The following is a 26,359-nucleotide window of genomic DNA, read 5'->3' as shown; positions in this document are numbered from 1 at the left end:
CGGCCGGACCCGCCCTCGGGGAGAGACTGCTGCCGCACGGCGCCGACACCGTCGTCCTCGACGGGGTCGGCGCGCCGCACGCGGGAGGAGCACCGAAGTGACGGGCTGGACCTGGACGTACGAGGGCTACGAGCCCGCCGACGAGCGACTGCGCGAGTCGCTGTGCACGCTCGGCAACGGCTATTTCGCCACCCGCGGCGCACTCCCCGAGTGCGTCGCGGACGACATCCACTACCCGGGCACCTATGTGGCGGGCTGCTACAACCGGCTGACATCCCATGTGGCAGGGCGCAGCGTCGAGAACGAGGACCTGGTCAACCTGCCGAACTGGCTGCCGCTGCGGTTCCGGCTGCGCGGCCGCCCCTGGCTCACCCCCGACACCGCGACCGTGCTCGAACACCGCCAGACCGTCCACCTGGACTCGGGGGTGCTGGAGCGCCTGACCCGCTACGGCCTGGGCAACGGGCGCTCCCTGACGGTGCGCCAGCAGCGCATGGTGCACATGGGTGATCCGCACCTGGCGGCCCTGCGCAGCGAGTTCACCGCCCACGGCTTCAGCGGTGAGCTCCACGTCGAGGCCGCCCTCGACGCCGGCGTCACCAACGCGGGCGTCCCCCGCTACCGGGACCTGGACGGCCGGCACCTCACCCACGCGCACACTGGCACCGCCGCCGGCGACACCGTGTGGCTGCGCTGCCGCACCCGCACCTCCGACATCCGCGTCGGCATGGCCTCCCGGCTCACCGCCGAGGGACCCGTCACGATCCGGCACGCCCGGCCGCGCACCACCCAGCGGGCCCGGCTGCGGCTCGCCCCCGGCATCCCGGCCACCGTCGACAAGACCATCGCCCTGCACACCTCCCGCGACCCGGCGATCAGCGACCCGCTGCACGCCGCGATCGCCCGGGTCGGCCGGGCCCCCGGCTTCGACGAACTGCTCACCACCCACGAGATCGCCTGGGCGCAGCTGTGGCGCCGCGGCGACCTGGACGTGCCGGGCGAGGCGGGCCGCATCCTGCGCCTGCACCTCTTCCACGTCCTGCAGACCCTCTCGCCGCACACTGCCGACCTCGACGTCGGAGTCCCGGCGCGCGGACTGCACGGGGAGGCCTACCGCGGCCACGTCTTCTGGGACGAGCTGTTCGTGCTGCCGTATCTCAACCTGCGCTTCCCCGAGGTCTCCCGGGCCCTGCTGCACTACCGGCACCGGCGGCTGGAACAGGCCTGCACCGCCGCGCGGGACGCGGGCCGCCGGGGCGCGATGTATCCGTGGCAGAGCGGCAGCGACGGCCGCGAGGAGACTCAGCAGCTGCACCTGAACCCGCGCTCGGGCCGCTGGCTGCCGGACCACTCCCACCTCCAGTACCACGTCGGCTCGGCGATCGCGTACAACGTGTGGGAGTACTGCGAGGCCAGCGGCGACACCGAGTTCCGGCAGAGCAAGGGCGCCGAGATGCTGCTCCAGATCGCCCGGTTCTGGGCGGACGCGGCCACCTGGGACGAACACCTGGGACGCCACCGCATCAAGGGCGTGATGGGCCCCGACGAGTACCACGACGCCTACCCCGGCGCCGCCACGCCCGGCCTCGACGACAACGCGTACACCAACGTCATGGCCGCCTGGGTGCTCACCCGCACCCTCGAACTGCTGGCCATCCTGCCCGAGCCGCGCCGCCGCGAACTCACCGAGCGCACCGGCCTGGACCGCCCCGAACTGGACCGGTGGGAGGAGGTCTCCCGCACCCTCCACGTGCCCTTCCACGAGGGCGTCATCAGCCAGTTCGAGGGCTACGGCGAGCTGGCCGAACTCGACTGGCCCGGCTACCGCCGGCGCTACGGCGACATCCGCCGCCTCGACCGGATCCTGGAGGCCGAGGGCGACACCGTCAACCGCTACCAGGCCTCCAAGCAGGCCGACGTCCTCATGCTCGGCTACCTCTTCTCGCCGCCCGAACTCCAGGGTCTGTTCGACCGGCTCGGGCTGCGCCTGGACGAGGAGACCTGGCACCGCACCGTCGACTACTACCTGCACCGCACCAGCCACGGCTCCACCCTCAGCGGGCTCGTCCACGGCTGGGTGCTGGCCCGCGCCCGGCGCGCCGAGGCCTGGCAGTTCTGCCAGGAGGCGCTGCGCGGCGACATCGCCGACGTGCAGGGCGGCACCACCGGCGAGGGCATCCACCTCGGGGCCATGGCCGGCACCCTCGACCTCGTCCAGCGCGGGCTGACCGGCCTCGCCACCCGCCGGGGCGCCCTGTGGCTGGACCCCGTCCCGCTCCCCGAGCTGTCCACCTACGGCTTCTCCCTGCGCTACCAGGGCAACTGGGGGGTGCGGCTGCGGCTGCGCCACTCCCAGCTGGAGATTACCCTGCCCGCCTCCGACACCACCCCCATCGACGTCCGCCTCCCGGACCGCGCGGTACGGCTGCATCCGGGGGAGACGGGGAGACTGGTGCTGCCGGACTGACTGCCGGACTGGCTGCCGGGCCTCGGTCCGGCCGGACGCGCGGGGGTAGTCTCCGGTACATGCGGATCTCCGTCTCCTCCGACATGGACGAACCCGTGGCCCGGCTCCTGGTCGGTGAGCTGCGCGGCCGGGGCCACGAGGTGGTCACGCACGGGGCGCTGCGCCCCGGGGACGACCCCCAGTGGGCGGCCTGCTCCGCCGCGGCGGCCCGCGACGTCGCCGAGGGCGCGGCGGACCAGGCGGTCGTCTGCTGCTGGACCGGTACCGGCGCGTCGATCGCCGCCAACAAGGTGCCCGGCGTCCGGGCCGCCCTGTGCACCGACGCCTACACCGCCGACGGCGCCCGCCGCTGGAACGACGCCAATGTCCTGGCCCTGAGCTTGCGCCTGACGTCCGAGCCCCTGCTGAGGGAGATCCTCGACGCCTGGTTCGCCGCCGCCCCCAGCGAGGACCCGGAGGACCGCGAGAACGTCTCCCGCGTCGCGGGTCTCGACGACAACCGCGCCGGCGGGCAGGCCACGCCGGGGACGGACGGCCGATGACATGCCGGTGCGCGGGACCCCGGGCGGGGTCCCGCGCACCGTGTACGCCGGGATCGGGAGCCGACTAGAACCGGTCGCCCTTCGGCTTGCCCCGCTGGTCCGGGGTGCCGTGCGGGGGAGGACTGAAGGGCTGGGGCGAGGTCGCCGGGGACACGTGGGACCCCACGCGGCCCTGGGCCTGCTCCGGGCGCAGGGCCGACGGATCACCGGAGGTGGGCTCGGCACCCGAGTGCAGCTGCTCGAGGCGGGCCGTCAGCAGCTCGGTCACCGGCAGCCGGTCGGCGTGGGTCCGCTCGTACGCGATCAGCTCTTCCACTTCCTCGGCGCTCAGGGAGCGCACCCGGCTCTCCAGCCCGCCGATGGGCAGGTGGTCGTAGTCGGGCAGGGGCAGGGAACTGCGGCCGGGCTCGGCCATGGATCTCACTTCCTCCGTAGTCTGCCGGGACACGTGCCGGGACCTGGGCCCGGTCACTTGCCGGGGCCGCCTCCGCCCCAGGCGCCGCTGCTGCCGGGCGTCCAGCGCGGCCGCGTCTGCGCGGAGCCGGTCTGGGTCGCCGAGTTGCCGAAGCTGCCCATCTCGTGCGGCAGGAGCGGGCGGCCGCCCTTCGGCACCCGGGGCACCTCGCGGGGTTCCCGGTTCTCCCTGGTCTCGTGCACCGCGCCGCCCGGCGGCAGGTGCGGCTGCTCCTCCGGTCGCGGTCGCGACTGCCGGAGCCTGATACGCGTACCGAGCCAGAAGCCGCCCAGCAGCAGCACCAGCAAGGCGACGGGGACGACGAACATCCCGATGCTGAGCAGTCCGCTCGGCTCGGCCAACTGCATCGTTGCGGTACTCATACCGTGCGAATACCCCTCAATTCGGTCATGAACCGGATCGGTGCGCGCGGGCCTGGCGCGTCCTGGCGCGATTGGCCTTGCGGATCGCGTCCAGCAACTCGCCCTTCGACATCCGGGATCGCCCCGTCACGTCCAGCCGCTTCGCCAGCTCGTACAGGTGTTCCTTCGACGCGTTCTCGTCGACGCCCTCGCCGCTGCGGCCGCCCATCCGGCGCGGCCGCGCCGCCCGCGGGTCCGAGGGGCCGCGGCGGCCGCCCTCCTTGCGCTCCCAGTGGTCGCCGACCTTCTCGTACGAGTGCTTCAGCGCGCTGTAGGCGACGCGGTGCGCCCGCTCGCCCTCGCCGTACTGCTCCACCGCCGAGTCGTGCGCCTTGATCCAGGTCCGCCGGGCGTCCTCGGGCGAGCGCTCCAGCGTCGACGGCAGTTCCTCTCGTCCTGGCATCCGCCGCACCTCCATCGAACGCCGGGTCGGGCTCGCCCGAGTGCCCGGGTGCCGAGGTCGAAAACCCCGCCGTCACCGGCTCCGCCGCGTTTGACAGGCCGCGCGGCGGCTACCCGCGCGGTGTGACGTCGACGCCATCGCGAGCAGAACTCGTCCGGTTCCTGGAGGACCGGTTCGTCTGCGCGCAGGCGTGCACGGAGTGTGCGCGGGCCTGCGCGCTGCGCGCCAGTCTGGTAAACCCGGACGGCAGCGCCGAGCAGGAGCTGGTCCGGCGCAAGGGCATCATGTGCGCGGAGGCGTGCGACGCCACGTGCAGACTGCTGGCCGAGCAGAGCCAGGTCGACGAGACCGGCCTGCGCGTCCAGCTGGAGTGGTGCCGCACCGTCTGCCTGGAGAGCGCCGAGGCCTTCGACGGCCGCCCCGGCGCCGAGGAGGCCGCCGAGGCCTGCCGGGCCTGCGCCCGAGCCTGCGACGACTTCCTCGCCGGCCTGGGCTGACCCGCCTTCCGCGACCCGTCCGAGGGTGCCCGAGGCCCCGCAGCCGGGGCTCGGGTGCGGGCATGACGGCCTTCCGGAGCGGGGACCCCGGGCTGTTCGGCCGCGTTCGGTGACCTGGCAGCCCGCCTGCTCTCGGCGACCGACCCCGACACGGGGGAGCGGTACCCGGTCGACGAACCGGCGCTGCTGTGGGGGCACTGCGCCGAGACCGACTCCTGCCTGCAGGCGCTGCGGCGCTCCGGCCACCCCCTCACCGACGCCGCCGCCGACCGCCGCATCGCCGAACACCGCGTCCGCGCCCGCCTGGTCGGCCTCGACCCGGAGCACGTGCCGGCGGACCGGGCGGAACCGGCCGCGTACGTCGACACCGTGCGCCCCCGACTCGCCGCCGGACCCGAGGCACGCCAGGTGGACGACTTCCCGCTCCGCCGGCCGGCGCACCCCCTGCTCCGGCCGGCACGCGCGGTGCTGTGGCGGCGCGTGGCGCGTCTGGCGTACGACTCCCTGCCCCCGTACGCCCACGCCCTCTACGGCAGACCGGCCCCCGCACCCGATACCGTGACCCGGCGACTGCGCCTCACCGGCACCGCCCTGCGCACCGTTCCCGCACGTCTGCGCCGGCAACTGCCGCCCAAACACATCCTGCGGGCGATGACCGGACTCGGACCCGACGCCCGCCCGGCACCGTACAAAGCCGGCCCATAGCCCGCCATACTGGGCGGGCCAGGGGAGGGCGCGGACCACCGACGGGGGCGACGGCACGCGATGGGGGAGACCAGGCTGATCCAGGGCCGGTACCGGCTGCTGGAGCTGATCGGGCGCGGCGGCATGGGCGAGGTGTGGCGGGCGCGCGACGAGTCGCTGGGGCGGCAGGTCGCCGTGAAGTGCCTCAAGCCGCTCGGCGAGCAGCACGACCACTCGTTCACCCGGGTGCTGCGCGAGCGGTTCCGCCGCGAGGCGCGCGTGGCCGCGGCGCTCCAGCACCGCGGCATCACCGTCGTCCACGACTTCGGCGAGTGCGACGGGGTGCTCTTCCTCGTCATGGAACTCCTCCAGGGCCGTGACCTCAGCCGGCTCCTGGAGGACAACAAGCACCACCCGCTGCCCGTCGACGAGGTCGTGGACATCGCCGAGCAGGTCTCCGCCGCGCTGGCCTACACCCACCAGCAGGGCATCGTCCACCGCGACCTCAAGCCCGCGAACATCGTGCGGCTCACCGACGGCACCGTAAAGATCTGCGACTTCGGCATCGCCCGCCTCGGCCACGACATCGGCTTCACCTCGCGGCTCACCGGCACCGGCGTCGCCATGGGCACCCCGCACTACATGTCACCGGAGCAGATCGGCGGCGACGGCGTCGACCAGCGCAGCGACCTGTACTCACTGGGCTGTGTCCTCTACGAGATCGCCACCGGCGTCCCGCCCTTCGACCTCGACGACGCCTGGGCCATCCTCGCCGGCCACCGCGACACACCCCCGCGCCCGCCGCGCGGCCACCGCCCCGACCTGCCCGCCTACCTGGAGCGGATCATCCTCGACCTGCTCGCCAAACGGCCCGAGCAGCGGCCCGCGGACGCCCGCGAGGTGGGGCACCGGATCAGCGTGGCCCGCAACACCCCGCCGTACGTCCCCACCGTCGTGCCCCCCGTCGGCGTCGCCCTCGCGGCCGGTCAGCGCCCGCCCTCCTGGACCCGCTCCACGACCACCGGCCCGGTCCACGAACCCGCCGCGCCGCCCGAGCGGCCTCTGCCGTCCCCCGCCGCGCCGCCCCTGCCTCCCCCCGCCGTGCTCGCCACCCTCGCCCGGCGCCACCACGCGGGGCTCAGCCTGGGCCGGCTCGGCCGCTGGGAGGAGGCGGGACGGGTGCACCGGGCGGTCGCCGCCGAACGCGAGCACCTGCTCGGCCCCGACCACCCCGACACCCTGGACAGCCGTCACCAGGTCGCCCTCGCCCTCAGCCACACCGGCCGCGCGGCCGACGCGCTGCGCGAGTACACCCACGTCGCCCGGCTCCGCGCCCGGGTGCTCGGCCCCGACCACCCGGACACCCTCGCCGCCCGCCAGGAAACGGCGTACGTCCTCGGCCGGCTGGGACGCCCCCTCGACGCGGACCGCATCTACACCGCGGTGCTCGCCGCCCGGGAGCGCACCATGGGCCCCGACCACCCCGACACCCTGCGCTGCCGCCACAATCTCGCCTTCAACCTCGGCCGCCTCGGCCGCCTGGAGGACTCCTACCGGCTGGCCTGCGAGGTGGCCGGCGACCGGGCCCGCGTGCTCGGCCCCGAGCACCCCGACACCCTCGTCACCCGCTACGAGGTCGCCTACGCGCTCGGCCGGCTGGGCCGCTGGGAGCAGGCCCTGCACGTCTACCAGGAGGTCGCCGAGGCCCGCACCCGCGCACTCGGCCCGGACCACCCCGACACCCTCGCCGCGCGCCACGAGGCCGGCATCAGCCTCGGCCGGCTCGGCCGCAGCGCCGAGGCCCTGGGCCTGTACCGCGACCTCGTCGACGACCGCACCCGCGTCCACGGCCCCGCCCACCCCGAGACGCTGCGCGCCCGCCACGGCCTAGGCGTCAACCTCGGCCGCCTCGGCCGCTGGGAGGAGGCGCTGGTCGAGGCCCGCGACGTGTGCGCCATCCGCGAGCGCGTCCTCGGCCCCGACCACGCGGACACCCTGGTCAGCCGCCGGGAGGTCGCCGTCGCCCTCGGCTGGCTCGGCCGCTGGCACGACGCACTCGCCGAGTACCGCACCGTCGCCGCCGTCCGCGAACGCGTCCTCGGCCCCGACCACCCCGACACCCTCACCAGCCGCAACGACGAGGCCCACTGCCTGGAACAGCTCGGCCGCGGCCCGGAGGCGGCGGAGCTGTACCGGAGGGCGGCGGACGCGCGGTGGCAGGGGGTGTGAGCGGCGCCCCCGGAGGGCCGGCGGGCGCTCTGGCGGCGGACGATCACGCGTGTTACCAAGGACCATGCCCGCACCCGCTCGCGCCTACGACGTCGTCATCGTCGGTGGCGGACACAACGGTCTGGTCGCCGCCGCGTATCTGGCCCGCGCCGGACGGTCGGTCCTGGTACTGGAACGTCTGGGGCACACCGGCGGTGCCGCCGTCTCCACCCGCCCGTTCCGCGGCGTGGACGCGCGGCTGTCGCGCTACTCGTACCTCGTCAGCCTGCTCCCGAAGAAGATCGTGCGGGATCTCGGCCTGGACTTCCGGGTGCGCACCCGGACCGTCTCCTCGTACACACCCGTCGTCCGCGACGGGCGCCCCACCGGCCTGCTCGTCGGCGGTGGGGAGCGCCGGACCCGGGAGGCGTTCGCGCGGCTCACCGGCGGGGAACGCGAGTACGCCGCGTGGCGGCGGTTCCAGGAGATGACGGGCCGGGTCGCCGAGCGCGTGTTCCCCACGCTGACCGAGCCGCTGCCCGGCCGGGCCGAGCTGCGGCGCCGCGTCGACGACGAGGACGCCTGGCGGATGCTGTTCGAGGAGCCGATCGGCGTCGCCATCGAGGAACACTTCACCGACGACCTGGTGCGCGGCGTCGTCCTCACCGACGCGCTCATCGGCACCTTCGCGGACGCCCACGACCCCTCCCTGCGGCAGAACCGCTGCTTCCTCTACCACGTCATCGGCGGCGGCACCGGCGCCTGGGACGTCCCGGTCGGCGGCATGGGCGCCCTCACCGACGCCCTCGCCGCCACGGCCCGCGCGGCCGGCGCCGTCCTGGCCACCGGCCATGAGGCGGTGCGGATCGCCACCGACGGCACGGCCGCCGAGGTCGCCTACCGCACCGCCGACGGCGAGGGTGTCGCCGCGGCCCGGCACGTCCTGGTGAACGCCTCGCCGCAGGAGCTGGCCGCGCTCACCGGGGACGCGCCGCCCGAGCCCGCCGAGGGCGCGCAGCTGAAGGTCAACATGCTGCTGAAGCGGCTCCCGAGGCTCCTCGACCCGGACACCGACCCGCGCGAGGCGTTCGCCGGCACCTTCCACATCGCCGAGGGCTACCGGCAGCTCGCCGCCGCCCACGCCCAGGCCGCCGCCGGCGATCCGCCCCTCGTCCCGCCCTCCGAGATCTACTGCCACTCCCTGACCGACCCGACGATCCTCGCCCCCGAGCTGTGCGAGGGCGGCTACCAGACCCTCACCCTGTTCGGTCTGCACACCCCCGCCCGGCTCTTCGCCCGCGACCACGACACCGTCCGCGACGACCTGCTGGCGCGCACCCTCGCCCAGCTCGACGCCCAGCTCGCCGAACCCCTCGCCGACTGCCTCGCCGAGGACGCCGACGGCCGCCCCTGCGTCGAGGTGAAGACCCCGATCGACCTGGAGCGCGAGCTGAGACTGCCCGGCGGCAACATCTTCCACCGCGACCTGTCCTGGCCGCACGCCCAGGACGGCACCGGCCGCTGGGGCGTCGAGACCCGGCACCGCAACGTCCTGCTGTGCGGCGCGGGCGCGGTCCGCGGCGGCGGCGTGAGCGGGGTGCCGGGGCACAACGCGGCGATGGCGGTGCTGGAGCGGTCCCCATGACGTGACGGGGATTGCTGCGGCACCGGGCATGACGCCGGCACCAGGCGGGACACCAGCAGCGGCCGCTACGGCAGCACCAGGCGTCAGCAGCGGGTGCCACGGCAGCACCGGGCGGGACACCAGCGGCGGGCGCGACGGCAGTACCAGGCGAGACGGCAACACCGGCTTGACGCGGCCCCGGAGCGCGCGAAACGGACGCCGCCCCGGCGTCAGTCGGCGGACTCCGACCACCCGTCCGCCGTGATCCGGGCCGCGTCGCCGGGCCGCGCCTCGTCGAACAGGACCCGGTCGCCCGCGGTGACGCGCAGCGCGTCGGCGTACGCGCCCCGGCCGACGTACATCCGGTCGGTGGTGTACCGCCAGCGCACCGTCAGCTCCCGCGCGGCCGGCAGGTCCGCGGCGAGCCGGTGCCAGACCCGGCCCGACCAGCCGCCGACCGCGCCGGACGGCCGGTGCACGGGCTCCTCACCGGGCCGGGCGGTCGTGAACGGCACCGGCAGCCAGGAGGCGCCGCCGTCCGCCGAGGCCTCCAGGGCCAGGATGTCCGCGCCCGGCTCGGTGTCCCACCACAGCAGACAGCCCAGCCGGGCGCCGCCGCCGGAGGTGTCCAGCGGGGGCAGCGTGAGCGTCGCCGTCGTCGCGCTCGCCATGCCGGAGAACCAGGCCGTGCGCCCGCGCGCCGGGCGGACCGGCACCGCCCGCGCCAGGTTGTCCGCGGCGGCCACCCGCGGCGCCGACCCGGAGCGCCAGCCGCGCACCGGGTGCACCGAGTTGCCGAGCACGACGAGGAACGCGTCGGTCGTCGGGTCGAGGACCAGCGAGGTGCCGGTGAAGCCGGTGTGGCCCGCCGTGCGCGGGGTGGCCAGCGCGCCCATGTACCAGTGCTGGTACAGCTCGAAGCCGAGGCCGTGCTCGTCGCCGGGGAAGGCGGTGTTGAAGTCGGTGAACATCAGCTCCACCGACTCCGGCGCGAGGACGCGGGTACGGCCGTAGGAGCCGCCGTTGAGCAGGGTCCGGCCGAGGACGGCCAGGTCCCACGCGGTGGAGAACACCCCGGCGTGGCCCGCGACTCCGCCGAGGGAGAAGGCGTTCTCGTCGTGCACCTGGCCCCAGACCAGCCCTCGCTCCAGCCCCGACCAGGGCTTGCGGGCGTCCTCCGTGGCCGCGATCTTCGGCTTCCAGGAGGCGGGCGGGTTGAAACGAGTGCGGTGCATCCCGAGCGGAGCAGTGATCTCGTCGTGGAGCAGGGTGTCCAGAGTGCGAGCGGTGATCTTCTCCAGGACGAGCTGGAGCGAGATCAGGTTCAGATCCGAGTAGAGATAGCGGCTGCCCGGCGGCGCGACCGGCGCCTCGTTCCAGATCAGCCGCAGCTTCTCCTCGTACGTCGGCGCGGCGTACAGCGGGATCCAGGCGCGGAGACCGGAGGTGTGCGTGAGCAGCTGCCGGATCGTCACGTCCCGCTTGCCCGCGGCCCCGAACTCCGGCAGATACGAGGCGACCCGCCCCTCCAGCTCCAGCGCGCCCCGCTCGATCTGCTGCACCGCCAGCATCGAGGTGAACAGCTTGGACACCGAGGCGAGGTCGAAGACGGTGTCCCGCGCCATCGGGATCTGCCGCTCGGCCGGCAACTCCACGCCGCTGTCGGTCTTCTCGTCGTACGCGGCGTAGCGCACCGCCATCCCGATCGGCTGGTGCAGCGCGACCGTGCCGCCCCGCCCCGCGAGCAGCACGGCGCCCGCGTACCAGGGATGCCTGGGGGAGGGGCCGAGGAACGTCTCGGCGTCCGTGACGAGCCGCCGCAGCGGGCCGGCGAGCAGCCCCGCGCGCTCCGGCGAGCCGTGGCGCAGGGTGGGACGCGCCGGATGCCCGCGCCCCGGCGCTGCGGTCGTGGCCGTGGCCCCTCGCGCGGGCAGCGGGGCGAGGACGAGCGCCCCGCCCAGGGCCACCGTCATCCTTGCGAACCCGCGGCGGCTCACCGCTCGGTCGGCCCTGTCCTCGGTCATCGCGTTCCTCCCGCGCGTGGTCGGCCGGACGCACTCGACAGCCTGTCCGGCGGACGGCTGCCGTCCATCCCCGCCAAGGTCCTCGCCGGACGCGTCCGGCCGGAACCCCGGCGGGCCGTTCAGCGCTCCCGCACCCGCACGATCCTGAGCGCGGGCGAGGACAGGATGTCCTTCTCGCAGAACCGCGAGGTCACCCACCGCTCACCGGAGAACAGCCGGGTCTGGTCGGCGTGGTGCGGCGAGTTCGGGTTCGACGACTGCGAGTACGCCAGCAGGGTCCGGGCCACCGGGCAGCGGCCACCGTCCCAGCCGACCGCCTGGAGGTAGCTGGAGCCCGTGGTCACCTCCCGGTAGCCGCCCCGCGCCGGGTCCCACACCGGCTCGATCTTGTTCCACACGCCCAGCGACTCGGTGCCGCCGGACACGGGGACGCGCGCACCGCCGCGCACCACGAACTGGTGTGCGCCGAGCGGCGCGTCGAGCGGGATGCCCGCCGCCCGCAGCTCGGCGACCGCGTCCGCGAGGGCGGTGGCGAAGCCCGGCGCGGCCGTGTCCAGGGTGTGCGGGGTGCGGACCGGGTCGGCCGGCGAGAACGGCACCTTCCACAGCCGGTCGGCGGGCACGGACGCGGTGAGCCTGCGCCAGAACCGGTCGAACAGCAGGGCTCCCCGGCTGCCGGTGTCCACGGTCCGGTCCCAGGCGGCCAGTACGTCGCACGCCTCCCGCACGTCCACCGGCTCGCCCGTGCCGCTCGTCGCCGTCCCGCCGGGCAGCCCGGCACAGGCCCGCGCCGCGTCGGACGCGGCCAGGTCCCCCGCCGGCACCCGGTTGGCGAACTGCTGCCGCTGCAGGTCCCGCACGGTCAGCTTCCCGCGGCCCGCCATCGCCGCCACGTCCTCGAGCGCGCCGCGCGTGCGCAGCGAGCGCGGGGTGCCGATGTCGCCGAAGACCCGCTCGTACCCGGTCAGCGGCCGGTCCGCGTTGGCCAGCCAGGCGCTGTTGTTGGAGTTCTCCGCGTACGGCGCGTCCGTCAGCGTCGGCATGCGCGCCGGCCCGAAGATGCCCGCCTGCACGGCGTCGGGGTCCCGGCCGAGGGCGCAGTCGCCGCGCGAGCCGTCCAGGACCGCCATCCCGGACGAGGGGTAGGTGACCTTGCCGAGCGCGGTGGAGCACCGCCGGACGAGGTCGTCGGTGATGCGGGGCAGCACCTGCGACTGGGTGAACAGCGTGTGCCCGGCCGCGTCCGCGGCGATGGTGTTCACCCACGGCAGGCCCTGGGTGCCGCGCAGCGTGTCGAGCACGTCGTCCGTGCCGCGGGCCGTGCTGAAGCCGAGTGCGGTGTCGGAGGCGCGCAGGTTGGCCGCGTTGGGGTCGTGGAGGGCGTACGCCGTGGTCGTGGTCCACGGCAGAGACAGGCCGCCGCCGAGCCCGCCGGCCACCGGGCCGTAGCGCGTCCACCACTGGGTGCGGGTGACCGGCGCCCCGTCCCGTACGGCGACGGTGACCGTGCGCTTCGTCATCCGCTCCGGCCGGCCGTCGACCAGGTAGACCGTCGGGTCCGCCGGGTCGAGGGTGAGCTGGTGCAGGTTGAGGGTGACGCCGGTCGCCACGGTGTGGCTCCACGCCACGTGGGCGTTGTGCCCGATGGAGACGGTGGCCGAGCCGAGCAGCGAGCCGCCCGCGACGTTCAGCCGGCCGGGGATGGTCTGCTGCGACTGCCAGAACTGCCGCCCGCCCTGCCACGGATAGTGCGGGTTGCCGAGCAGCAGGCCCCGCCCGTTCGCGGTGACCGCCCCGCTGAACGCGACCGCGTTGGAGCCCATGCCGGACTCCTGCGCGGCGAACAGGTCACGGGCGGCGCGGGCGGTGTCCTCCGCGTCCGGGACCCCGGCGCCGGACGCGGAACCGGACGCGGAACCGGACGCCACGTCGGACCCGGCTGCGGACGGCCCCGGCGGACGCGCCGCCGTGATGCCGTCCACGGCCCGCCCCTGCCCGCCGAGCACGGCGAGCGCGTGTGCGCGCGCCGCCACGTCCAGCGTCGTCACCGGCCGCACCCACGCGGCGCCCGCGCACGCCGGATCGGTGATCCGGTTCTGGCGCAACCACGCGTTGAAGCCGGCGGCGTAACCCCGCATCAACTCCTTCGACGCCCGGCTCGGCCCCTCCGGGGCGGGCCGGGCGAGCAGCTTCCCGACCGTGCCCGCGTCGCGCACGCCCCGGAAGTACAGGTCGCTGGAGAGGTTGGTGGCCGCCGAGGACAGCGAGCCGTCGGGCGCGGCGTCCGGCCCGAAGTACCGCGACCGCTCACCGCGCACGGTCAGGAAACCGTCGGCGAGGACGCACACCTGGTCGGCGGCCTGCGCCCAGCCGGTGCCGAAGCCGAGGCCGGCCCAGCTGTGCCCGACGATGTGCGGAACGCCGTACTCGGTGTACCGGATGACGGCGGACAGCCCGCCGTGCGCGGGACGGTCCTCCCGGCCGCCGGGCGCGGCGGCGGCCGCGGGCAGACCGGCCGTCGCGGTGAACAGGGCGACGGCGGTGACCGCGAGCCGTCTCAGGCGGATGCGCATCGAGCCTCCCGACAACTCCGTGGAGGGAAGGGGCGGTTGAGCGTACCAACGGGTATGTGCTCGGGGCACCGGGCGCGTCCGGCGTTCTTCGCGCTCTCTTGACCCCGCCCCGGCCCGCGATCGAGGATCGGGGGCCATGAGGACCGGACACGGCAGCACGGTCGACGGGGTGCTGCGGCGCAGCGCCCGCCGCACCCCCGCCCGCGTCGCGCTGGAGTACCGCGACCGCCGGTGGACGTACGAGGAACTGGACGACGCCGTCTCCCGCGCCGCGAGCGTCCTCCTGGACCGGGGCCTCGCCCCCGGCGACCGCGTCGGCGCCTACGGCCACAACTCCGACGCCTACCTCATCGGCTTCCTCGCCTGCGCCCGCGCCGGCCTGGTGCACGTGCCCGTCAACCAGCACCTCACCGGCGACGACCTGGCCTACCTCGTCCGCCAGTCCGGCAGCTCCCTCGTCCTCGCCGACCCCGGCCTGGCCGGCCGGCTGCCCGAGGGCACCCCGGCGCTGCCCCTGCGCGACGCCGACGGCTCGCTGCTGGACCTGCTCGCCGCCGCCCCGCCGTACGACGGCCCCGAGGCACGCGCCGAGGACCTGGTGCAGCTGCTCTACACCTCCGACACCACGGCCCAGCCGAAGGGCGCGATGATGACCCACCGGGCGCTGGTGCACGAGTACCTGAGCGCCATCACCGCCCTCGACCTGAGCGCCGGGGACCGCCCCGCGCACGCGCTGCCGCTCTACCACTCGGCGCAGATGCACGTCTTCCTGCTGCCGTATCTCGCGGTCGGCGCGACGAACATCGTCCTCGACGGGCCGGACGGCGACCGGCTGTTCGATTTGATCGAGACCGGACGGGTGGACAGCCTGTTCGCCCCGCCCACCGTGTGGATCGGCCTCGCGGGCCGCCCCGACTTCGCGACCCGCGACCTCGGCGGGCTGCGCAAGGCCTACTACGGGGCGTCGGTCATGCCGGTCCCGGTCCTGGAACGCCTGCGCGAACGACTGCCCGGCCTCGCCTTCTACAACTGCTTCGGCCAGAGCGAGATCGGCCCCCTGGCCACCGTCCTCGGCCCCGACGAGCACGACGGCCGTCTCGACTCCTGCGGCCGGCCCGTGCTGTTCGTCGACGCCCGCGTCGTCGACGAGGACGGCAAGGACGTGCCCGACGGCACACCCGGCGAGATCGTCTACCGCTCCCCGCAGTTGTGCGAGGGCTACTGGGACAAGCCCGAGGAGACCGCCGAGGCCTTCCGCGACGGCTGGTTCCGCTCCGGCGATCTCGCGGTCCGCGACGCGGACGGCTACTTCACCATCGTCGACCGCGTGAAGGACGTCATCAACTCCGGTGGCGTCCTGGTCGCCTCACGCCAGGTCGAGGACGCCCTCTACACCCACGAGGCCGTCGCCGAGGCGGCCGTCGTCGGGCTGCCCCACGACACGTGGATCGAGGTGATCACCGCGTTCGTCGTCCCGCGCGGCGAGGTCACCGAGGCGGAGCTGATCGCCCACGCACGCGAACGCCTCACGCCGTTCAAGGCACCCAAGCGCGTGGTGTTCGTCGACAGCCTGCCCCGCAACGCGAGCGGCAAGATCCTCAAACGCGAGCTGCGGGACCGCGGTTGAGCGACGGACCGCGCGGCATACCGGGCGACGGCCTGGACGAGCCGCCGGGAGCGCGGCAGGCGGTCTCGGTGGTACGCCCGGTGCTGCTCGACGCGGACCCGGACGCGCACCCGGACGCCGACCCGAACGCGGGCCCGGACTGGCAGCGGGGACCGCTGCCGTTCGGCCCCGAACAGCGGCCGTGGGACGCCGGACGCCGGGGCCGGTACTACGCGCCCGCGGCCGCGCGGGCCCTGTACGGGCGACGCTGGCACCGCGGAGCGTCCGTCACCCAGGGCCCGCTGGAACTGGAGGGCATGGAACTGCTGCGGGTGGCGACGCCCAGGGAGCCCCGGCAGGCGCTCGGCATCCTGCACTTCACCGTACGGGGCGTCCCGCTGCTCGCGGTGCTGCGGGCGATCGGGCACCGAGCGGGTGCGGGACCCGACCCGCTGACCGGCGCGCTCGACCCGGCCGCGCTGTTCCACGGCGTCGCCGACACCGCGCCGCCCCGTGCGCCGTTCGCGCTGGCCCGGCCGTACACGGTGGCCTTCCTCAGCCCCGGCGCCGCGCACTCCGCCGTCCTGCGGGACGCCGACGGGCGGCTGCCCGCCGGCGCCGACCGCCGGCTGCGCGCCCTGGCGTGGCGGGCCGCCGAGGCGGACAACCCCTCGACACCCGAACGCGTCGACGCGGTGTCGGCCGAGGCGATCCGCATCTCCGCCGACTGGAGCGCCCTGGTCTGCCGGCACGGCACCGCGTTCCTCGGCCACCGGCCCGACCAGGGCCCCGGCGACTTCTACGAGTTCGCGGCGGTCCAGGCCCGCGCGGTGTACCTGGACGCGCTCCTGCTCGGCATGGTCCAGCGCGACCACCTCGACGCGCTCGCCGACGAGCTGTCCACGGTCTTCGACACCACTCCGGGCCTGGCCCGGCGCGTGTCCGCCCTGGAGCGGAACATCGCGGTCTTCCGCAGCGCCCACTGGCGTCGCCACCAGACCGTGCACGGCCCCGCCGACGGACTGCTGCGCGCCTTCCAGGCCCAGCACCGGCTGCCCGAGCTGTTCACGGACATCCTGGCCGAGGCCGCCGACTACAGCCGGATCGTCCAGACCCGCGAGAGCCGGCAGATCGCGGGGGCCCTCGGCGTGCTCACCGTCCTCGGCCTCCCCCTGGGCACCGCTCTCTCCGTCCTCCAGGTCCTGGGCGACGAGAACCCGTGGCACCTCCTCATCGCCCTCGCCGCCGCCCTCGCCGCCACGGCCGCGGCCCTCACCACCCGCTACGGCCGCCTTGTCCTGGCCTCCTTGCGCGGCACGCCGCGCCGCGACCGCCACCGCGACTGACACCCCGCGACCGCTGCCGGCACGGACGTCCCGCGAGCGGCACCCTGCGAACGGTGCCCGACGCCCCGCCGGGCCCGCCCCCTCAGCGCGGCCGCAGGTCCACGATGCGGCGGATCTTGCCCACCGACCGCTCCAGGCACTCCGGTTCGACGACCTCCACCGACACCGACACCCCGATGCCGTCCTTCACGGCCGCCGCGACGGAACGGGCGGCGGCCTCGCGGACCTCCGGACCGGCGTCGGGGCGGGCCTCGGCCAGGACGGTGAGCGCGTCGAGCCGGCCCTCACGGGTGAGACGCAGCTGGAAGTGCGGGGCCAGCCCCGGGGTGCGCAGCACGATCTCCTCGATCTGCGTGGGGAAGAGGTTCACGCCGCGCAGGATCACCATGTCGTCACTGCGGCCGGTGATCTTCCGCATCCGCCGGAACACCCGGGCCGTGCCCGGCAGCAGCCGGGTCAGATCACGCGTGCGGTAGCGGACGACCGGCATCGCCTCCTTGGTGAGCGAGGTGAACACCAGCTCCCCCTCCGCACCGTCCGGCAGCACCTCGCCGGTGACCGGGTCCACCACCTCGGGATAGAAGTGGTCCTCCCAGATGTGCAGTCCGTCCTTGGTCTCCACGCACTCCTGGGCGACACCGGGGCCGATCACCTCCGACAGGCCGTAGATGTCCACCGCGTCGATCGCGAACCGCTCCTCGATCTCCCGCCGCATCCGCTCCGTCCACGGCTCGGCGCCGAAGACGCCGACGCGCAGCGACGTCCCGCGCGGGTCGACGCCCTGCCGTTCGAACTCGTCCAGCAGCGTGAGCATGTACGACGGGGTGACCATGATGACGTGCGGCTTCAGGTCCTGGATCAGCTGCACCTGGCGGGCGGTCATGCCGCCGGACGCGGGGATGACCGTACAGCCGAGCCGTTCGGCGCCGTAGTGCGCGCCGAGGCCGCCGGTGAACAGGCCGTACCCGTACGCCACGTGCACCCGGTCGCCCGGCCGGCCGCCCGCCGCGCGGATCGAACGCGCCACCATGTCCGCCCACATGGACAGGTCGCGCTCGGTGTACCCGACCACCGTCGGCCGCCCCGTGGTGCCGCTGGAGGCGTGGATGCGGCGGATCCGGTCCTGCGGCACGGCGAACATCCCGTACGGGTAGTTCTCCCGCAGGTCCGCCTTGGTGGTGAACGGGAACCGGGCCAGATCGGCGAGCGAGCGGCAGTCGTCCGGGTGGACGCCGGCCTTGTCGAAGGACTCCCGGTAGAACGGCACGTTCGCGTACGCGTGCCGCAGCGAGGCCCGCAGCCGCTCCAGCTGCAGCGCCCGCAGCCCTTCCGGATCGAGCCGTTCCCCCGCGTCCAGCCACTCCGTCGCTTCCGCCATGCGGACCACTCCCTCACCAACCGCACGAATCCGGGCGACCGATCATTCGGTCGAGGTGTGAAGATCAGTAATCCAGCCCCACGGCACCGGCGCAAGAGGCCGGCCCGCACTTTCTCGGCCCGCCGCGGCCGGTGCGGCCCTCGCGCCAATCGCCTTGCGGCCGGGCACGCCCCGCGTCGATCATCGCGCCATGCCTGCCTTCACCGCCCCCGACGGAACCCGCCTCGCCTACCACCTGCGCGGCGCGGGCGACCCGCTCGTCGTCCTCCCCGGCGGGCCCATGCGCGCCTCCTCCTACCTCGGCGACCTGGGCGGGCTCGGCCGGCACCGGCGGCTGGTGCTGCCGGACCAGCGCGGCACGGGCGAGTCCGAGGTGCCCGCGGACCCGGCGTCCTACCGCTGCGACCGGCTGGTCGACGACGTGGAGGCGCTGCGCCGGGAGCTGGGCCTGGAGCGGATGGACCTGCTCGGACACTCGGCGGGCGGCAGCCTGGCGCTGCTGTACGCCGCCCGGTACCCCGAGCGGGTCGCGCGGCTGGTGCTCGTCACCGCCACACCGTGGGCGCTGGGCATGCCCGCGACGGCCGGGGACCGGCTGGCGGCGGCCCGGCTGCGGGCGCACGAGCCGTGGTTCGCCGAGGCCTTCCCGGTCCTGCGCGCCTGGCTCGCCGGCGAGCACGAGTTCGACGACGCGCTCCTGCCCTTCTTCTACGGCCGCTGGGACGCCACCGCCGCCGCGCACGCCGCCCGCGAGGAGGCGGAGACCAACGAGGAGGCCGCCGGCGTCTACGGCTCCGCCGGCGCCTACGACCCGCCCGCGACCCGCGCCGCCCTCGCCCGCCTCACCGCGCCCGTCCTGGTCCTCGCCGGGGAACTCGACGGCGGGCCGAGCCCCGACCTGGCCCGCCGCGCCGCCGCCGTCCTGCCGCACGCCCGGTGCGTGGTGCAGCCCGGGGCCGGGCACTACCCGTGGCTGGACGACCCGCAGTGGTTCACGGACCGGGTCGCCGCCTTCCTGGCCACCGCCTCGCCGGAAAGGTCCCTCACGCGTGGCCTGTCCGCCGCGGGACCCGATCGCTAGGCTGACCGCGCACCACGAATCGGGAGGAGCACGGACGTGGCCGAGAGCACCACCCAGCACAAGCCGCCGACCGGCTGGGACAAGCCGGACCTGGACCTGAGCAATGCCGACTGGCAGTCCGGCAGCCGCGGACTCGGGGATGTCCAGATCGCCTTCGTCGAGGGGTTCATCGCCATGCGCAACAGCCGCCGCCCCGAGAGCCCGTCGCTGATCTTCACCCCCGACGAGTGGGGAGCGTTCGTGTCGGGGGCACGCAAGGGCGAGTTCGACCTCACCTGACGGGCTCCGCCCGGCCGGGGAGCCGATCCGGGGGTTCACCGCCGCTTTTTCCGGACACGTGATGCCCTACGGCGCTCCGGGGCCGCCGCCTGCGCCACGCTGGCCCCGGAAGCGGTGCATCGCATTCCGGAGGTGAGGAACCCATGGACACCCTGCCGGTCATCGCGGCGTTCGACGGTTCGGACGACAGTGTGCGCGCCCTCGACTGGGCCCTCGACGCCGCCCGCCGCCGCGCCGCCCCGCTGCGCGTGGTGTACGTACGGCAGTACGGGGCCTGGGCCCCGGCCGGGATCACCGTCCCGATGCCGCCGCAGACCGCGGGCGAGCCGGTGCTCGACCAGGCCCGCGACCACCTCGACGGGCGCACCGGCCCGGTCCCGGTCGAGTACGCCGCGGTGGACGGCTCGCCCGGCGCCACCCTGCCCGAACTCGGCGCCGAGGCCCAGCTGCTGGTCCTGGGCTCCCGGGGCCGCGGCGGCTTCGCCAGCCTGCTGCTCGGCTCCAACGGGATGTCCGCCGCGCGTGACGCCGAGTGCCCGGTCGTCGTGGTGCCCCGGCCCGGACGCGAACTCGACGGCGTCCCCGAGGCCGCCCCCGGCCCCCGCGTGGTCGCCGGCCTCAACGTGGACAGCCCCGACGACGCCGTGCTCTCCTTCGCCTTCGCCGAGGCCGCCCTGCGCGGCGCGCGCCTCCAGGTCGTCGCGGCCTATCCGTGGCCCGTACAACTGTGGGCCGGCCAGCCCGGCGAACTCCTGCCCACCGGGATCGACCAGGACGCCGTCGAGCACGAGATCCGGGTCCTCGCCGAGGGCTTCCTCGCCCCGCACCGCGCCCGCCACCCCGACGTCGGGACGGACGCGTACGTCGCGCCCGGCGACGCGGCCGGACAGCTCGTCGCCGCCGCCCAGGGCGCCGTCCTGACCGTCGTCGGCCGCCACCGCCGCCGGCTGCTCGCCCCCGCCCGCATGATCGGCTCGGTCACCCACGCCGTGCTCCTGCACGCCCCGAGCCCGGTCGTGGTGGTTCCGCCCGCACCCCCGGAGGACGCGAGCTGACACCGGCCCCGCGGACCGCCGGGCGCGGTCCGCGGGCCGGCCCTGCCCGACGCCTCCCGCCCGGCGCGGTCACCCCGCGGCCACGTACCATGGCGACATGTCGTTCCTCCGCCGCCGCAGTGCCACTCCCGCCGGGCCCGACTTCGACGTACTGGCCATGGATCCGGGCGACTGGCCCGGCAATCTGGGCGCGGGCCTGCTGCCCGCCCCCGACGGCAGCTGCCAGGGCGTCTTCCTCCGTTACGACCTGTTCGGCGGCCGCGGCCCCGCCATGATCATCGGCAACCTCCCCGAGGGCTCCCCGGCCCGCGAGGTCCCCGACGGCCAGGTCCCTTTCGAGGTGGCCCAGCTGCTGCTGGCGCTGGAGAACGACGAGGAGGTGACCGTCGTCGGCACCGAGGACGTGCCGGTCATGCAGGGCGACAACCTGCTGATCGTGCGCCGCGTCAAGCTCTCCGAGAGCCGGATCTCCTGCGTCCAGTTCGACCGCAGCGACAACGTCCTCGTCACCATCGCCGCCTGGGACCGCCCCATCACCGACGACCTCTACGCCCTGCTCAAGCCGCTCCCGGCGGAACTCTTCCAGCAGGGCTGAGGCCCGCGCGTCACCCGGCCGACGGCACCACGTCGACGTCGGCCGCCCGCACGAACGCCACCCGGTGGCCGTACTGGATCTGGTAGTACACGTCCTGGCCGGTCACCACCCGGTGCGAGCCGGTGTCGTAGGCGACCGCGTAGTAGTACTGGCCGGGCAGCCGCTCGCCCACCACGTACCGCTGCCCCGCCGGCAGCCGGTACGGCAGCGGCGTCACCGGCTGCGCGGGCACGCCCGCCGGATAGGCGGCGGCCTCCGGGTAGGCGCGGCCGTAGACCGGGACGCTCGTGCGGCCCTCCTTCGGCGTCACCACCACGCCCCGCGCCGGGACGGCCGCCGGGGACGTCGCCGGGTTCCTGAACCAGGCCTTCTGGCCGAGGAACCAGATCGCCGTCCAGTCACCGGCGCGGTCCGCCACCGCGTACTGCTGACCGGTGGAGACCCGCGAGCCGATGTCGTTGACCCCGGTCGTCGAGTCACCGCCGCCCGGCCGCAGCCCGATGTCCTTGATCAGCGGATACTCCTCACCGGGACCCGAGTACAGCCGCACCGCGCTCGACCCGTGCACCGCGCACGGCTCGCCCGGGGAGACACAGCCGGTGAACTCCGGACGGTTGGTGGCGTAGTCCGGGCGGATCGTCACCACGCCGGAGCCCGGGCCCGCCGTGGGCCGGAACGGGCGGCCGAGCAGCGTGAAGTAGTGCTGCCAGTCCCAGTACGGCCCCGGGTCGGTGTGCATGCCCGGCACGGTCGCCGGGGTCGGCCCCGGCACGGTGTCGTGGCCGAGGATGTGCTGCCGGTCCAGCGGGATGCCGTACCGCTTGGCCAGGTACCGCACCAGCCGCGCCGACGAGCGGTACATCGCCTCCGTGTACCAGGCGTCCGGCGACGCCAGGAACCCCTCGTGCTCCAGACCCACCGACTTGGCGTTCACGAACCAGTTGCCCGCGTGCCAGGCCACGTCCTTCGCCTTCACGTGCTGGGCGATGTGCCCGTCCGTGGAGCGCAGACTGTAGTGCCAGGACACATAGGTCGGGTCCTGGACCATCTTCAGGACGCCCTCCCAGCGGCCCTCCGTGTCGTGCACCACGATGTAGTCGATGTCCTGGGACCGGGGCCGGTCGGCGAGATCGTGGTTGCCGTAGTCACCGTCCCCGAACTCCTCGTACGGCGCCGGGATCCACTCGCAGGACACCGTCGGCGGGCACTCGGTGCCCTCGGCGTCGGCGGTGCGCAGACCGGCCTGCCGCAACCGGGCGGTATCGGGCATCAGATCCGGCCGGGCGGCCAGGGCGACCCGCTCCCCGGCGTCCGTGACCCGCGCCCCGCCGGTGCGCAGCACGTCGTACACGTCGTTCGCGTACGCCGCCGCCGTGGCGCTGTCGTCCGCGCCGGAGAAGCGGGCCACCGCCCCGTACCAGTCCGCCGGGTCGTCGCTCGCCGGCGCCCCCAGCTCCCGCTGGGCCTCGGCGAGCAGCGCGGCACCGCCGGCGATGTTCGCGGCCGGATCCGTGCGCAGCCGCTCGGGCGGCAGACCGGTCAGCCCGGCGGCCTTCGTCAGCGTGGTGAGACGCGCGGGCAGCCGCGTGCCGGCCGGTACCTCCGCCGTCGGGAGCAGCGGCGGGCGGGAGTCGTCGCCGCGCGGATCCTCCGTGCCCTCGGCGTGGTGCGGGGCAGCGGTCGCCAGGGCGGTCCGGGCGTCGGTGAGATGCATCGGACCGTAGCCGCCCACGACACTCGGCGCCCCGGCGTGGGTGTCCCAGCGGGACTGCAGATACGACACGCCGAGCAGCACGCTCCGCGGCACGTCGTACGCCTCGGCCGCGGCGGCGAACGCCTCTTGCAGACCGCTCGCCGGGGCATCGTCTCCGGGCGGGGCGGCGCCCAGCAGCGGCAGCAGCAGCGCCGCGCTGGCCACGGCACCGGCGGCACGCCGTCGGGGTCTCGGCCCTGCGGCTCGACGGGAATCGGTGACGTGCACGGCAGCCTCCTGGGACGGTCGGGCGCGATGAGCCGTACGGAGCCTGACAGTGGTACCGGCTCTCCGACGATCCGTCAATCATGCAAGAGACCACGCGACATCCCACGTCAACGCGGGTCGGCGGGAGTTTCGCGGTGGCGGGACGCCGGCCTGCGCGGCGTCACCGGCGTACACCAATGGGGGCGGCGGGGCGCCGACACGACGAGGTCCGCGGTGCGCCGTCGTCAACGGCGCGCCGCGGACCGCGATCCCCGTCAGCGCGTGCCGACCGCCGCGCGCACCGCCCGGCGGGCCATCTGGCAGTCGTCGTGCAACCGCCGCAGCAGCAGCCGCTGCTCCTCGCCGGACGGCACGGCACCCGGATGTGCCGCCCCCGGCGCCGCCGGGGCCGCCTCGTGCATCGAACGCTGCACTGCCGTCTCGTAGGTGCGGATCTCGCGGGTCAGCACCAGCATCAGGTTGACCAGGAACGCGTCCCGCGCGGCCGGGCCCGCGGACTGCGCGATCTGGCTGATGTGCCGCCGCGCCCCCGGGGCCTTCGCGAGCACCGACCACAGCGTGGCCAGGTCGTAGCCCGGCAGGTACCAGCCCGCGTGCTCCCAGTCCACCAGCACCGGACCGGCCGGCGACAGCAGCACGTTCGACAGCAGCGCGTCCCCGTGGCAGAACTGGCCCATGCCCTGCCGCCCGGACGCCAGGGCGATGCCGTGCAGCAGCTTCTGCAGGTCGCCGAGGTCCCGGTCGGTCAGCAGTCCCAGCTCGTGGTACCGGTTGATCCGCATCGCGTAGTCCAGCGGCGCGTCGAACGTGCCCGCCGGCGGCCGCCAGGCGTTCAGCCGGCAGATCGCGCCGAGCGCCGCCCGGATGTCCCCCCGCGGCGGCGCCTCGGCCGGGTGCCGCTGTAACGCCGCCGCCCGTCCCGGCATCCGCTCGATCACCAGGGTGCAGTTGTCCGGATCCGCTGCGATCAGCCTCGGCACCCGCACCGGAGGGCGGTGCCGGACGAACGAGCGGTATGCAGCTATTTCGTGCCGGATCCTCTCCGCCCACACAGGGGAGTGGTCCAGTAAACACTTGGCGACGGCCGTGCTGCGTCCGGTCGTGCCGACCAGGAGCACGGACCGCCCGCTGCGCCGCAGCACCTGCACCGGAGCGAACTCCGGGCAGATCCGGTGCACGGACGCGATCGCCGTGCGCAGCTGGGCGCCCTGTGGGCCGGACAGGTCGAGTCTCCCGCTGAGCGGCTGGGTGAACCCCCCGCCGCGCCGCGCCGTGCCCTGACCGAGCACGGGGGAGGCCGGGCGCGCGGGGGCGAGGTAGGGGCCGCCGCCACCCGGGCGGGGGTGCAGCGGCCGGGGCGGGGCGGACACGGAGGACGATGCTGCGTACATGGGCGATACAGATCCCTTCGTGTGCCTGCGTCTGCAAAACGCCTCCCGGCCCGGCCGTCCCGGTACACCCTGGGGAATGCACCTGTCGCATCAGGGGCGACCGGGGCGGGGTGGCGCGTTCCTACCTGACACCCGATGGCCGGTGGCACACCATCTGGCGGACCCTGGCGAACCCTGGCGAATAGTCGCCCGGCATGTCTCACCGGGCTAGTGTCAACTGAGCCGAGTACCTGGGGGCTTGACGTGAGCGGACAACCCAACACCCGCCTTGCAGACCTGTTCGGCCTGGCCGGCTGGTCCAAGGGAGAACTCGCGAGGCTGGTCAACCGGCAGGCGGCGGCCATGGGCCACCCCCAGCTGGCGACCGACACCTCGCGGGTGCGGCGGTGGATCGACATGGGAGAGATCCCGCGCGATCCGGTGCCGCGGGTGCTGGCGGCGCTGTTCACCGAGCGTCTCGGCCGTGTCGTGACCATCGAGGACCTCGGTCTGGTCCGGCACGGGCGTGCGGGGAAACGGCAGGGCGGCGGGAGTGCGGAGCATCCCGACGGAGTGCCGTGGGCGCCCGAGCGGACCGCCGCGGTCCTCACCGAATTCACGGGAATGGACCTCATGCTCAACCGACGCGGTTTGGTGGGCGCGGGTGCCGTGCTCGCCGCGGGATCCGCACTCAGCAGCGCCATGCACGACTGGCTGCACACCGACCCGGCCCTCAGGGCCGACGCCCCCCACTTCGACGACCCCTTGCACGCCGACCCCGCCGGGTTCGACCGCTACGAGGCCGCCCCCATCGGGTCGCAGGAGATCGAGGAGCTGGAGCGCTCGGTCGAGGTGTTCCGCGCCTGGGACGCCGCCCGCGGCGGCGGGCTCCAGCGCAAGGCGGTCGTGGGTCAGCTCAACGAGGTGGGCGGCATCCTCGCCTACCACCATCCACCCCACCTCCAGCGGCGCCTGTGGGGCGTCGCGGCCAACCTCGCCGTCCTCGCGGGCTGGATGTCGCACGACGTCGGCCTGGAGCCCACGGCCCAGAAGTACTTCGTGATCGCCGCCCATGCCGCGAGAGAGGGCGGTGACCGGCCCCGGGCGGGCGAGGCGCTGTCACGGGCGGCCCGCCAGATGGTGCACCTGGGCCGGCCCGACGACGCGCTGGACCTGATGAAGCTCGCCCAGTCCGGCTCCGGCGACGAGGTGCTGCCCCGCACCAGGGCGATGTTCCACACCATCGAGGCGTGGGCCCAGGCGTCCATGGGCAAGGGCCAGGCGATGCGCCGCACCCTCGGCCAGGCGGAGGACCTCTTCGTCTCCGACAAGGGCGACGTCCCGCCGCCGAGCTGGATGCAGCTGTTCAACGAGGCGGATCTGTACGGGATGCAGGCCCTCGCCTATCGCACGCTGGCGGAGTTCGAGCCGGGGGCCGCGGTGCACGCCCAGCACTACGCGGACAAGGCGCTGGCCCTGCGGGTCGACGCACAGGAACGGTCGAAGATCTTCGACCACCTCTCCATGGCGTCCGCCTGCTTCATCGCCGACGACCCGGAGCAGGCCGCCGGGTACGCGCGCCTCGCGCTGGTGTCGATGAGCTCCAACTCCTCGCGCCGCACCTGGGACCGGCTGCGCCAGATGTACCGGCTCACCGCCCAGTACGCCACCTATCCGAAGATCCAGGAGCTGCGGGAGGAGATCAAACTGGCCCTGCCGAAGGACCAGGCGAGGAAGCTGGGCGGCGGCGGCACCGCCCGCGCATGACCG

At 74.7% G+C, this 26,359-nt stretch carries 20 protein-coding genes and 1 pseudogene; 13 read left to right on the top strand and 8 right to left on the bottom strand.

All coding sequences use genetic code 11. The annotated features are described in order from the left end of the window. The first annotated feature begins 97 nt into the window (after positions 1-97). Both G7Z13_RS02305 and G7Z13_RS02300 read left to right on the top strand, forming a co-directional pair. Positions 98-2,467, top strand: coding sequence for a glycoside hydrolase family 65 protein (locus G7Z13_RS02305; protein WP_165995531.1), 2,370 nt, complete (start codon positions 98-100; stop codon positions 2,465-2,467). A 59-nt stretch (positions 2,468-2,526) separates the two neighbouring features. Further along, positions 2,527-3,009: an RpiB/LacA/LacB family sugar-phosphate isomerase gene (locus G7Z13_RS02300; protein WP_165995529.1), complete on the top strand. Its 483-nt coding sequence runs from the start codon at positions 2,527-2,529 to the stop codon at positions 3,007-3,009. Between the two features lie 64 nt (positions 3,010-3,073). Here the strand turns inward: G7Z13_RS02300 and G7Z13_RS02295 are convergent, their stop codons facing one another. From G7Z13_RS02295 to G7Z13_RS02285, 3 genes are read right to left on the bottom strand one after another with little or no spacing between them, the layout of a single operon-like run. Then, entirely contained in the window at positions 3,074-3,424 is a 351-nt protein-coding gene (locus G7Z13_RS02295; protein WP_165995527.1) for a hypothetical protein, read from the bottom strand. Between the two features lie 53 nt (positions 3,425-3,477). Beyond that, positions 3,478-3,846, bottom strand: a complete 369-nt coding sequence (locus tag G7Z13_RS02290; RefSeq protein WP_206312981.1) for a DUF6479 family protein — start codon at positions 3,844-3,846, stop codon at positions 3,478-3,480. A 25-nt stretch (positions 3,847-3,871) separates the two neighbouring features. Beyond that, complete coding sequence (locus G7Z13_RS02285; protein ID WP_165995525.1) at positions 3,872-4,288, bottom strand: ChaB family protein; 417 nt, start codon at positions 4,286-4,288, stop codon at positions 3,872-3,874. Positions 4,289-4,410: 122 nt separating this feature from the next. Here G7Z13_RS02285 and G7Z13_RS02280 point away from each other — a divergent pair, with 122 nt between their 5' ends. The 4 genes and pseudogenes from G7Z13_RS02280 to G7Z13_RS02265 all read left to right on the top strand — a co-directional run bounded on the left by G7Z13_RS02280 (position 4,411) and on the right by G7Z13_RS02265 (position 9,322). Then, entirely contained in the window at positions 4,411-4,785 is a 375-nt protein-coding gene (locus G7Z13_RS02280; RefSeq protein ID WP_165995524.1) for a ferredoxin, read from the top strand. A 126-nt stretch (positions 4,786-4,911) separates the two neighbouring features. Further along, positions 4,912-5,490: pseudogene (locus tag G7Z13_RS02275) on the top strand (oxygenase MpaB family protein); the annotation flags it as partial. A 60-nt stretch (positions 5,491-5,550) separates the two neighbouring features. Continuing rightward, the gene (locus G7Z13_RS02270; protein ID WP_165995522.1) at positions 5,551-7,698 is read left to right on the top strand and encodes a serine/threonine-protein kinase; all 2,148 of its coding nucleotides are present in this window, start codon (positions 5,551-5,553) and stop codon (positions 7,696-7,698) included. A gap of 64 nt (positions 7,699-7,762) precedes the next feature. Further along, complete coding sequence (locus G7Z13_RS02265; protein WP_165995520.1) at positions 7,763-9,322, top strand: NAD(P)/FAD-dependent oxidoreductase; 1,560 nt, start codon at positions 7,763-7,765, stop codon at positions 9,320-9,322. A gap of 209 nt (positions 9,323-9,531) precedes the next feature. On the opposite strand, the gene G7Z13_RS02260 is transcribed toward G7Z13_RS02265, so the two are convergent. After that, positions 9,532-11,325 carry a serine hydrolase domain-containing protein gene (locus G7Z13_RS02260; RefSeq protein ID WP_165995517.1) on the bottom strand — a complete coding sequence of 598 codons (1,794 nt, stop codon included), beginning with the start codon at positions 11,323-11,325 and terminating at the stop codon, positions 9,532-9,534. A 119-nt stretch (positions 11,326-11,444) separates the two neighbouring features. After that, complete coding sequence (locus G7Z13_RS02255) at positions 11,445-13,898, bottom strand: penicillin acylase family protein (protein ID WP_165995515.1); 2,454 nt, start codon at positions 13,896-13,898, stop codon at positions 11,445-11,447. Positions 13,899-14,034: 136 nt separating this feature from the next. Between G7Z13_RS02255 and G7Z13_RS02250 the strand changes: the two genes are divergently transcribed. Further along, entirely contained in the window at positions 14,035-15,525 is a 1,491-nt protein-coding gene (locus G7Z13_RS02250; RefSeq protein ID WP_165995513.1) for an acyl-CoA synthetase, read from the top strand. Next, complete coding sequence (locus G7Z13_RS02245) at positions 15,522-16,850, top strand: hypothetical protein (protein WP_240926089.1); 1,329 nt, start codon at positions 15,522-15,524, stop codon at positions 16,848-16,850. The genes G7Z13_RS02250 and G7Z13_RS02245 overlap by 4 nt, the downstream gene beginning before the upstream one ends. Before the next feature lie 82 nt (positions 16,851-16,932). On the opposite strand, the gene paaK is transcribed toward G7Z13_RS02245, so the two are convergent. Beyond that, positions 16,933-18,228, bottom strand: a complete 1,296-nt coding sequence (gene paaK / locus G7Z13_RS02240) for a phenylacetate--CoA ligase PaaK (protein WP_165995512.1) — start codon at positions 18,226-18,228, stop codon at positions 16,933-16,935. 190 nt (positions 18,229-18,418) lie between these two features. Here paaK and G7Z13_RS02235 point away from each other — a divergent pair, with 190 nt between their 5' ends. The 4 genes from G7Z13_RS02235 (at position 18,419) to G7Z13_RS02220 (ending at position 21,238) form a co-directional block, all read left to right on the top strand. Further along, positions 18,419-19,309 (top strand): alpha/beta hydrolase, encoded by an 891-nt coding sequence (locus G7Z13_RS02235; protein WP_165995510.1) that lies wholly within the window; start codon positions 18,419-18,421, stop codon positions 19,307-19,309. Positions 19,310-19,345: 36 nt separating this feature from the next. Next, positions 19,346-19,588: a DUF397 domain-containing protein gene (locus G7Z13_RS02230; RefSeq protein ID WP_165995508.1), complete on the top strand. Its 243-nt coding sequence runs from the start codon at positions 19,346-19,348 to the stop codon at positions 19,586-19,588. A 143-nt stretch (positions 19,589-19,731) separates the two neighbouring features. Then, positions 19,732-20,643 carry a universal stress protein gene (locus tag G7Z13_RS02225; protein WP_165995506.1) on the top strand — a complete coding sequence of 304 codons (912 nt, stop codon included), beginning with the start codon at positions 19,732-19,734 and terminating at the stop codon, positions 20,641-20,643. A 97-nt stretch (positions 20,644-20,740) separates the two neighbouring features. Continuing rightward, positions 20,741-21,238, top strand: a complete 498-nt coding sequence (locus G7Z13_RS02220; protein ID WP_165995504.1) for a hypothetical protein — start codon at positions 20,741-20,743, stop codon at positions 21,236-21,238. Between the two features lie 10 nt (positions 21,239-21,248). Here the strand turns inward: G7Z13_RS02220 and G7Z13_RS02215 are convergent, their stop codons facing one another. Both G7Z13_RS02215 and G7Z13_RS02210 read right to left on the bottom strand, forming a co-directional pair. Continuing rightward, positions 21,249-23,156, bottom strand: coding sequence for an N-acetylmuramoyl-L-alanine amidase (locus G7Z13_RS02215; protein WP_240926088.1), 1,908 nt, complete (start codon positions 23,154-23,156; stop codon positions 21,249-21,251). A 317-nt stretch (positions 23,157-23,473) separates the two neighbouring features. Then, positions 23,474-24,610, bottom strand: coding sequence for an aminoglycoside phosphotransferase family protein (locus G7Z13_RS02210; protein ID WP_165995500.1), 1,137 nt, complete (start codon positions 24,608-24,610; stop codon positions 23,474-23,476). A 243-nt stretch (positions 24,611-24,853) separates the two neighbouring features. On the opposite strand from G7Z13_RS02210, the gene G7Z13_RS02205 reads away from it, so the two are divergent. Beyond that, positions 24,854-26,356 carry a hypothetical protein gene (locus tag G7Z13_RS02205; RefSeq protein ID WP_165995498.1) on the top strand — a complete coding sequence of 501 codons (1,503 nt, stop codon included), beginning with the start codon at positions 24,854-24,856 and terminating at the stop codon, positions 26,354-26,356. Positions 26,357-26,359: the final 3 nt, after the last annotated feature.

This window comes from Streptomyces sp. JB150 (assembly GCF_011193355.1).
GTDB lineage: Bacteria > Actinomycetota > Actinomycetes > Streptomycetales > Streptomycetaceae > Streptomyces.
This window is presented reverse-complemented; position numbering and strand designations above follow the sequence as displayed.

Excerpts from the sequence above, each read along its gene's own strand:
- G7Z13_RS02300 (WP_165995529.1), top strand. The coding sequence starts at position 2,527 with ATGCGGATCTCCGTCTCCTCCGACATGGACGAACCCGTGGCCCGGCTC.
- G7Z13_RS02295 (WP_165995527.1), bottom strand. The coding sequence starts at position 3,424 with ATGGCCGAGCCCGGCCGCAGTTCCCTGCCCCTGCCCGACTACGACCAC.
- G7Z13_RS02290 (WP_206312981.1), bottom strand. The coding sequence starts at position 3,846 with ATGAGTACCGCAACGATGCAGTTGGCCGAGCCGAGCGGACTGCTCAGC.
- G7Z13_RS02285 (WP_165995525.1), bottom strand. The coding sequence starts at position 4,288 with ATGCCAGGACGAGAGGAACTGCCGTCGACGCTGGAGCGCTCGCCCGAG.
- G7Z13_RS02270 (WP_165995522.1), top strand. The coding sequence starts at position 5,551 with ATGGGGGAGACCAGGCTGATCCAGGGCCGGTACCGGCTGCTGGAGCTG.
- G7Z13_RS02265 (WP_165995520.1), top strand. The coding sequence starts at position 7,763 with ATGCCCGCACCCGCTCGCGCCTACGACGTCGTCATCGTCGGTGGCGGA.
- G7Z13_RS02260 (WP_165995517.1), bottom strand. The coding sequence starts at position 11,325 with ATGACCGAGGACAGGGCCGACCGAGCGGTGAGCCGCCGCGGGTTCGCA.
- G7Z13_RS02255 (WP_165995515.1), bottom strand. The coding sequence starts at position 13,898 with ATGCGCATCCGCCTGAGACGGCTCGCGGTCACCGCCGTCGCCCTGTTC.
- G7Z13_RS02250 (WP_165995513.1), top strand. The coding sequence starts at position 14,035 with ATGAGGACCGGACACGGCAGCACGGTCGACGGGGTGCTGCGGCGCAGC.
- paaK (WP_165995512.1), bottom strand. The coding sequence starts at position 18,228 with ATGGCGGAAGCGACGGAGTGGCTGGACGCGGGGGAACGGCTCGATCCG.
- G7Z13_RS02235 (WP_165995510.1), top strand. The coding sequence starts at position 18,419 with ATGCCTGCCTTCACCGCCCCCGACGGAACCCGCCTCGCCTACCACCTG.
- G7Z13_RS02225 (WP_165995506.1), top strand. The coding sequence starts at position 19,732 with ATGGACACCCTGCCGGTCATCGCGGCGTTCGACGGTTCGGACGACAGT.
- G7Z13_RS02220 (WP_165995504.1), top strand. The coding sequence starts at position 20,741 with ATGTCGTTCCTCCGCCGCCGCAGTGCCACTCCCGCCGGGCCCGACTTC.
- G7Z13_RS02210 (WP_165995500.1), bottom strand. The coding sequence starts at position 24,610 with ATGTACGCAGCATCGTCCTCCGTGTCCGCCCCGCCCCGGCCGCTGCAC.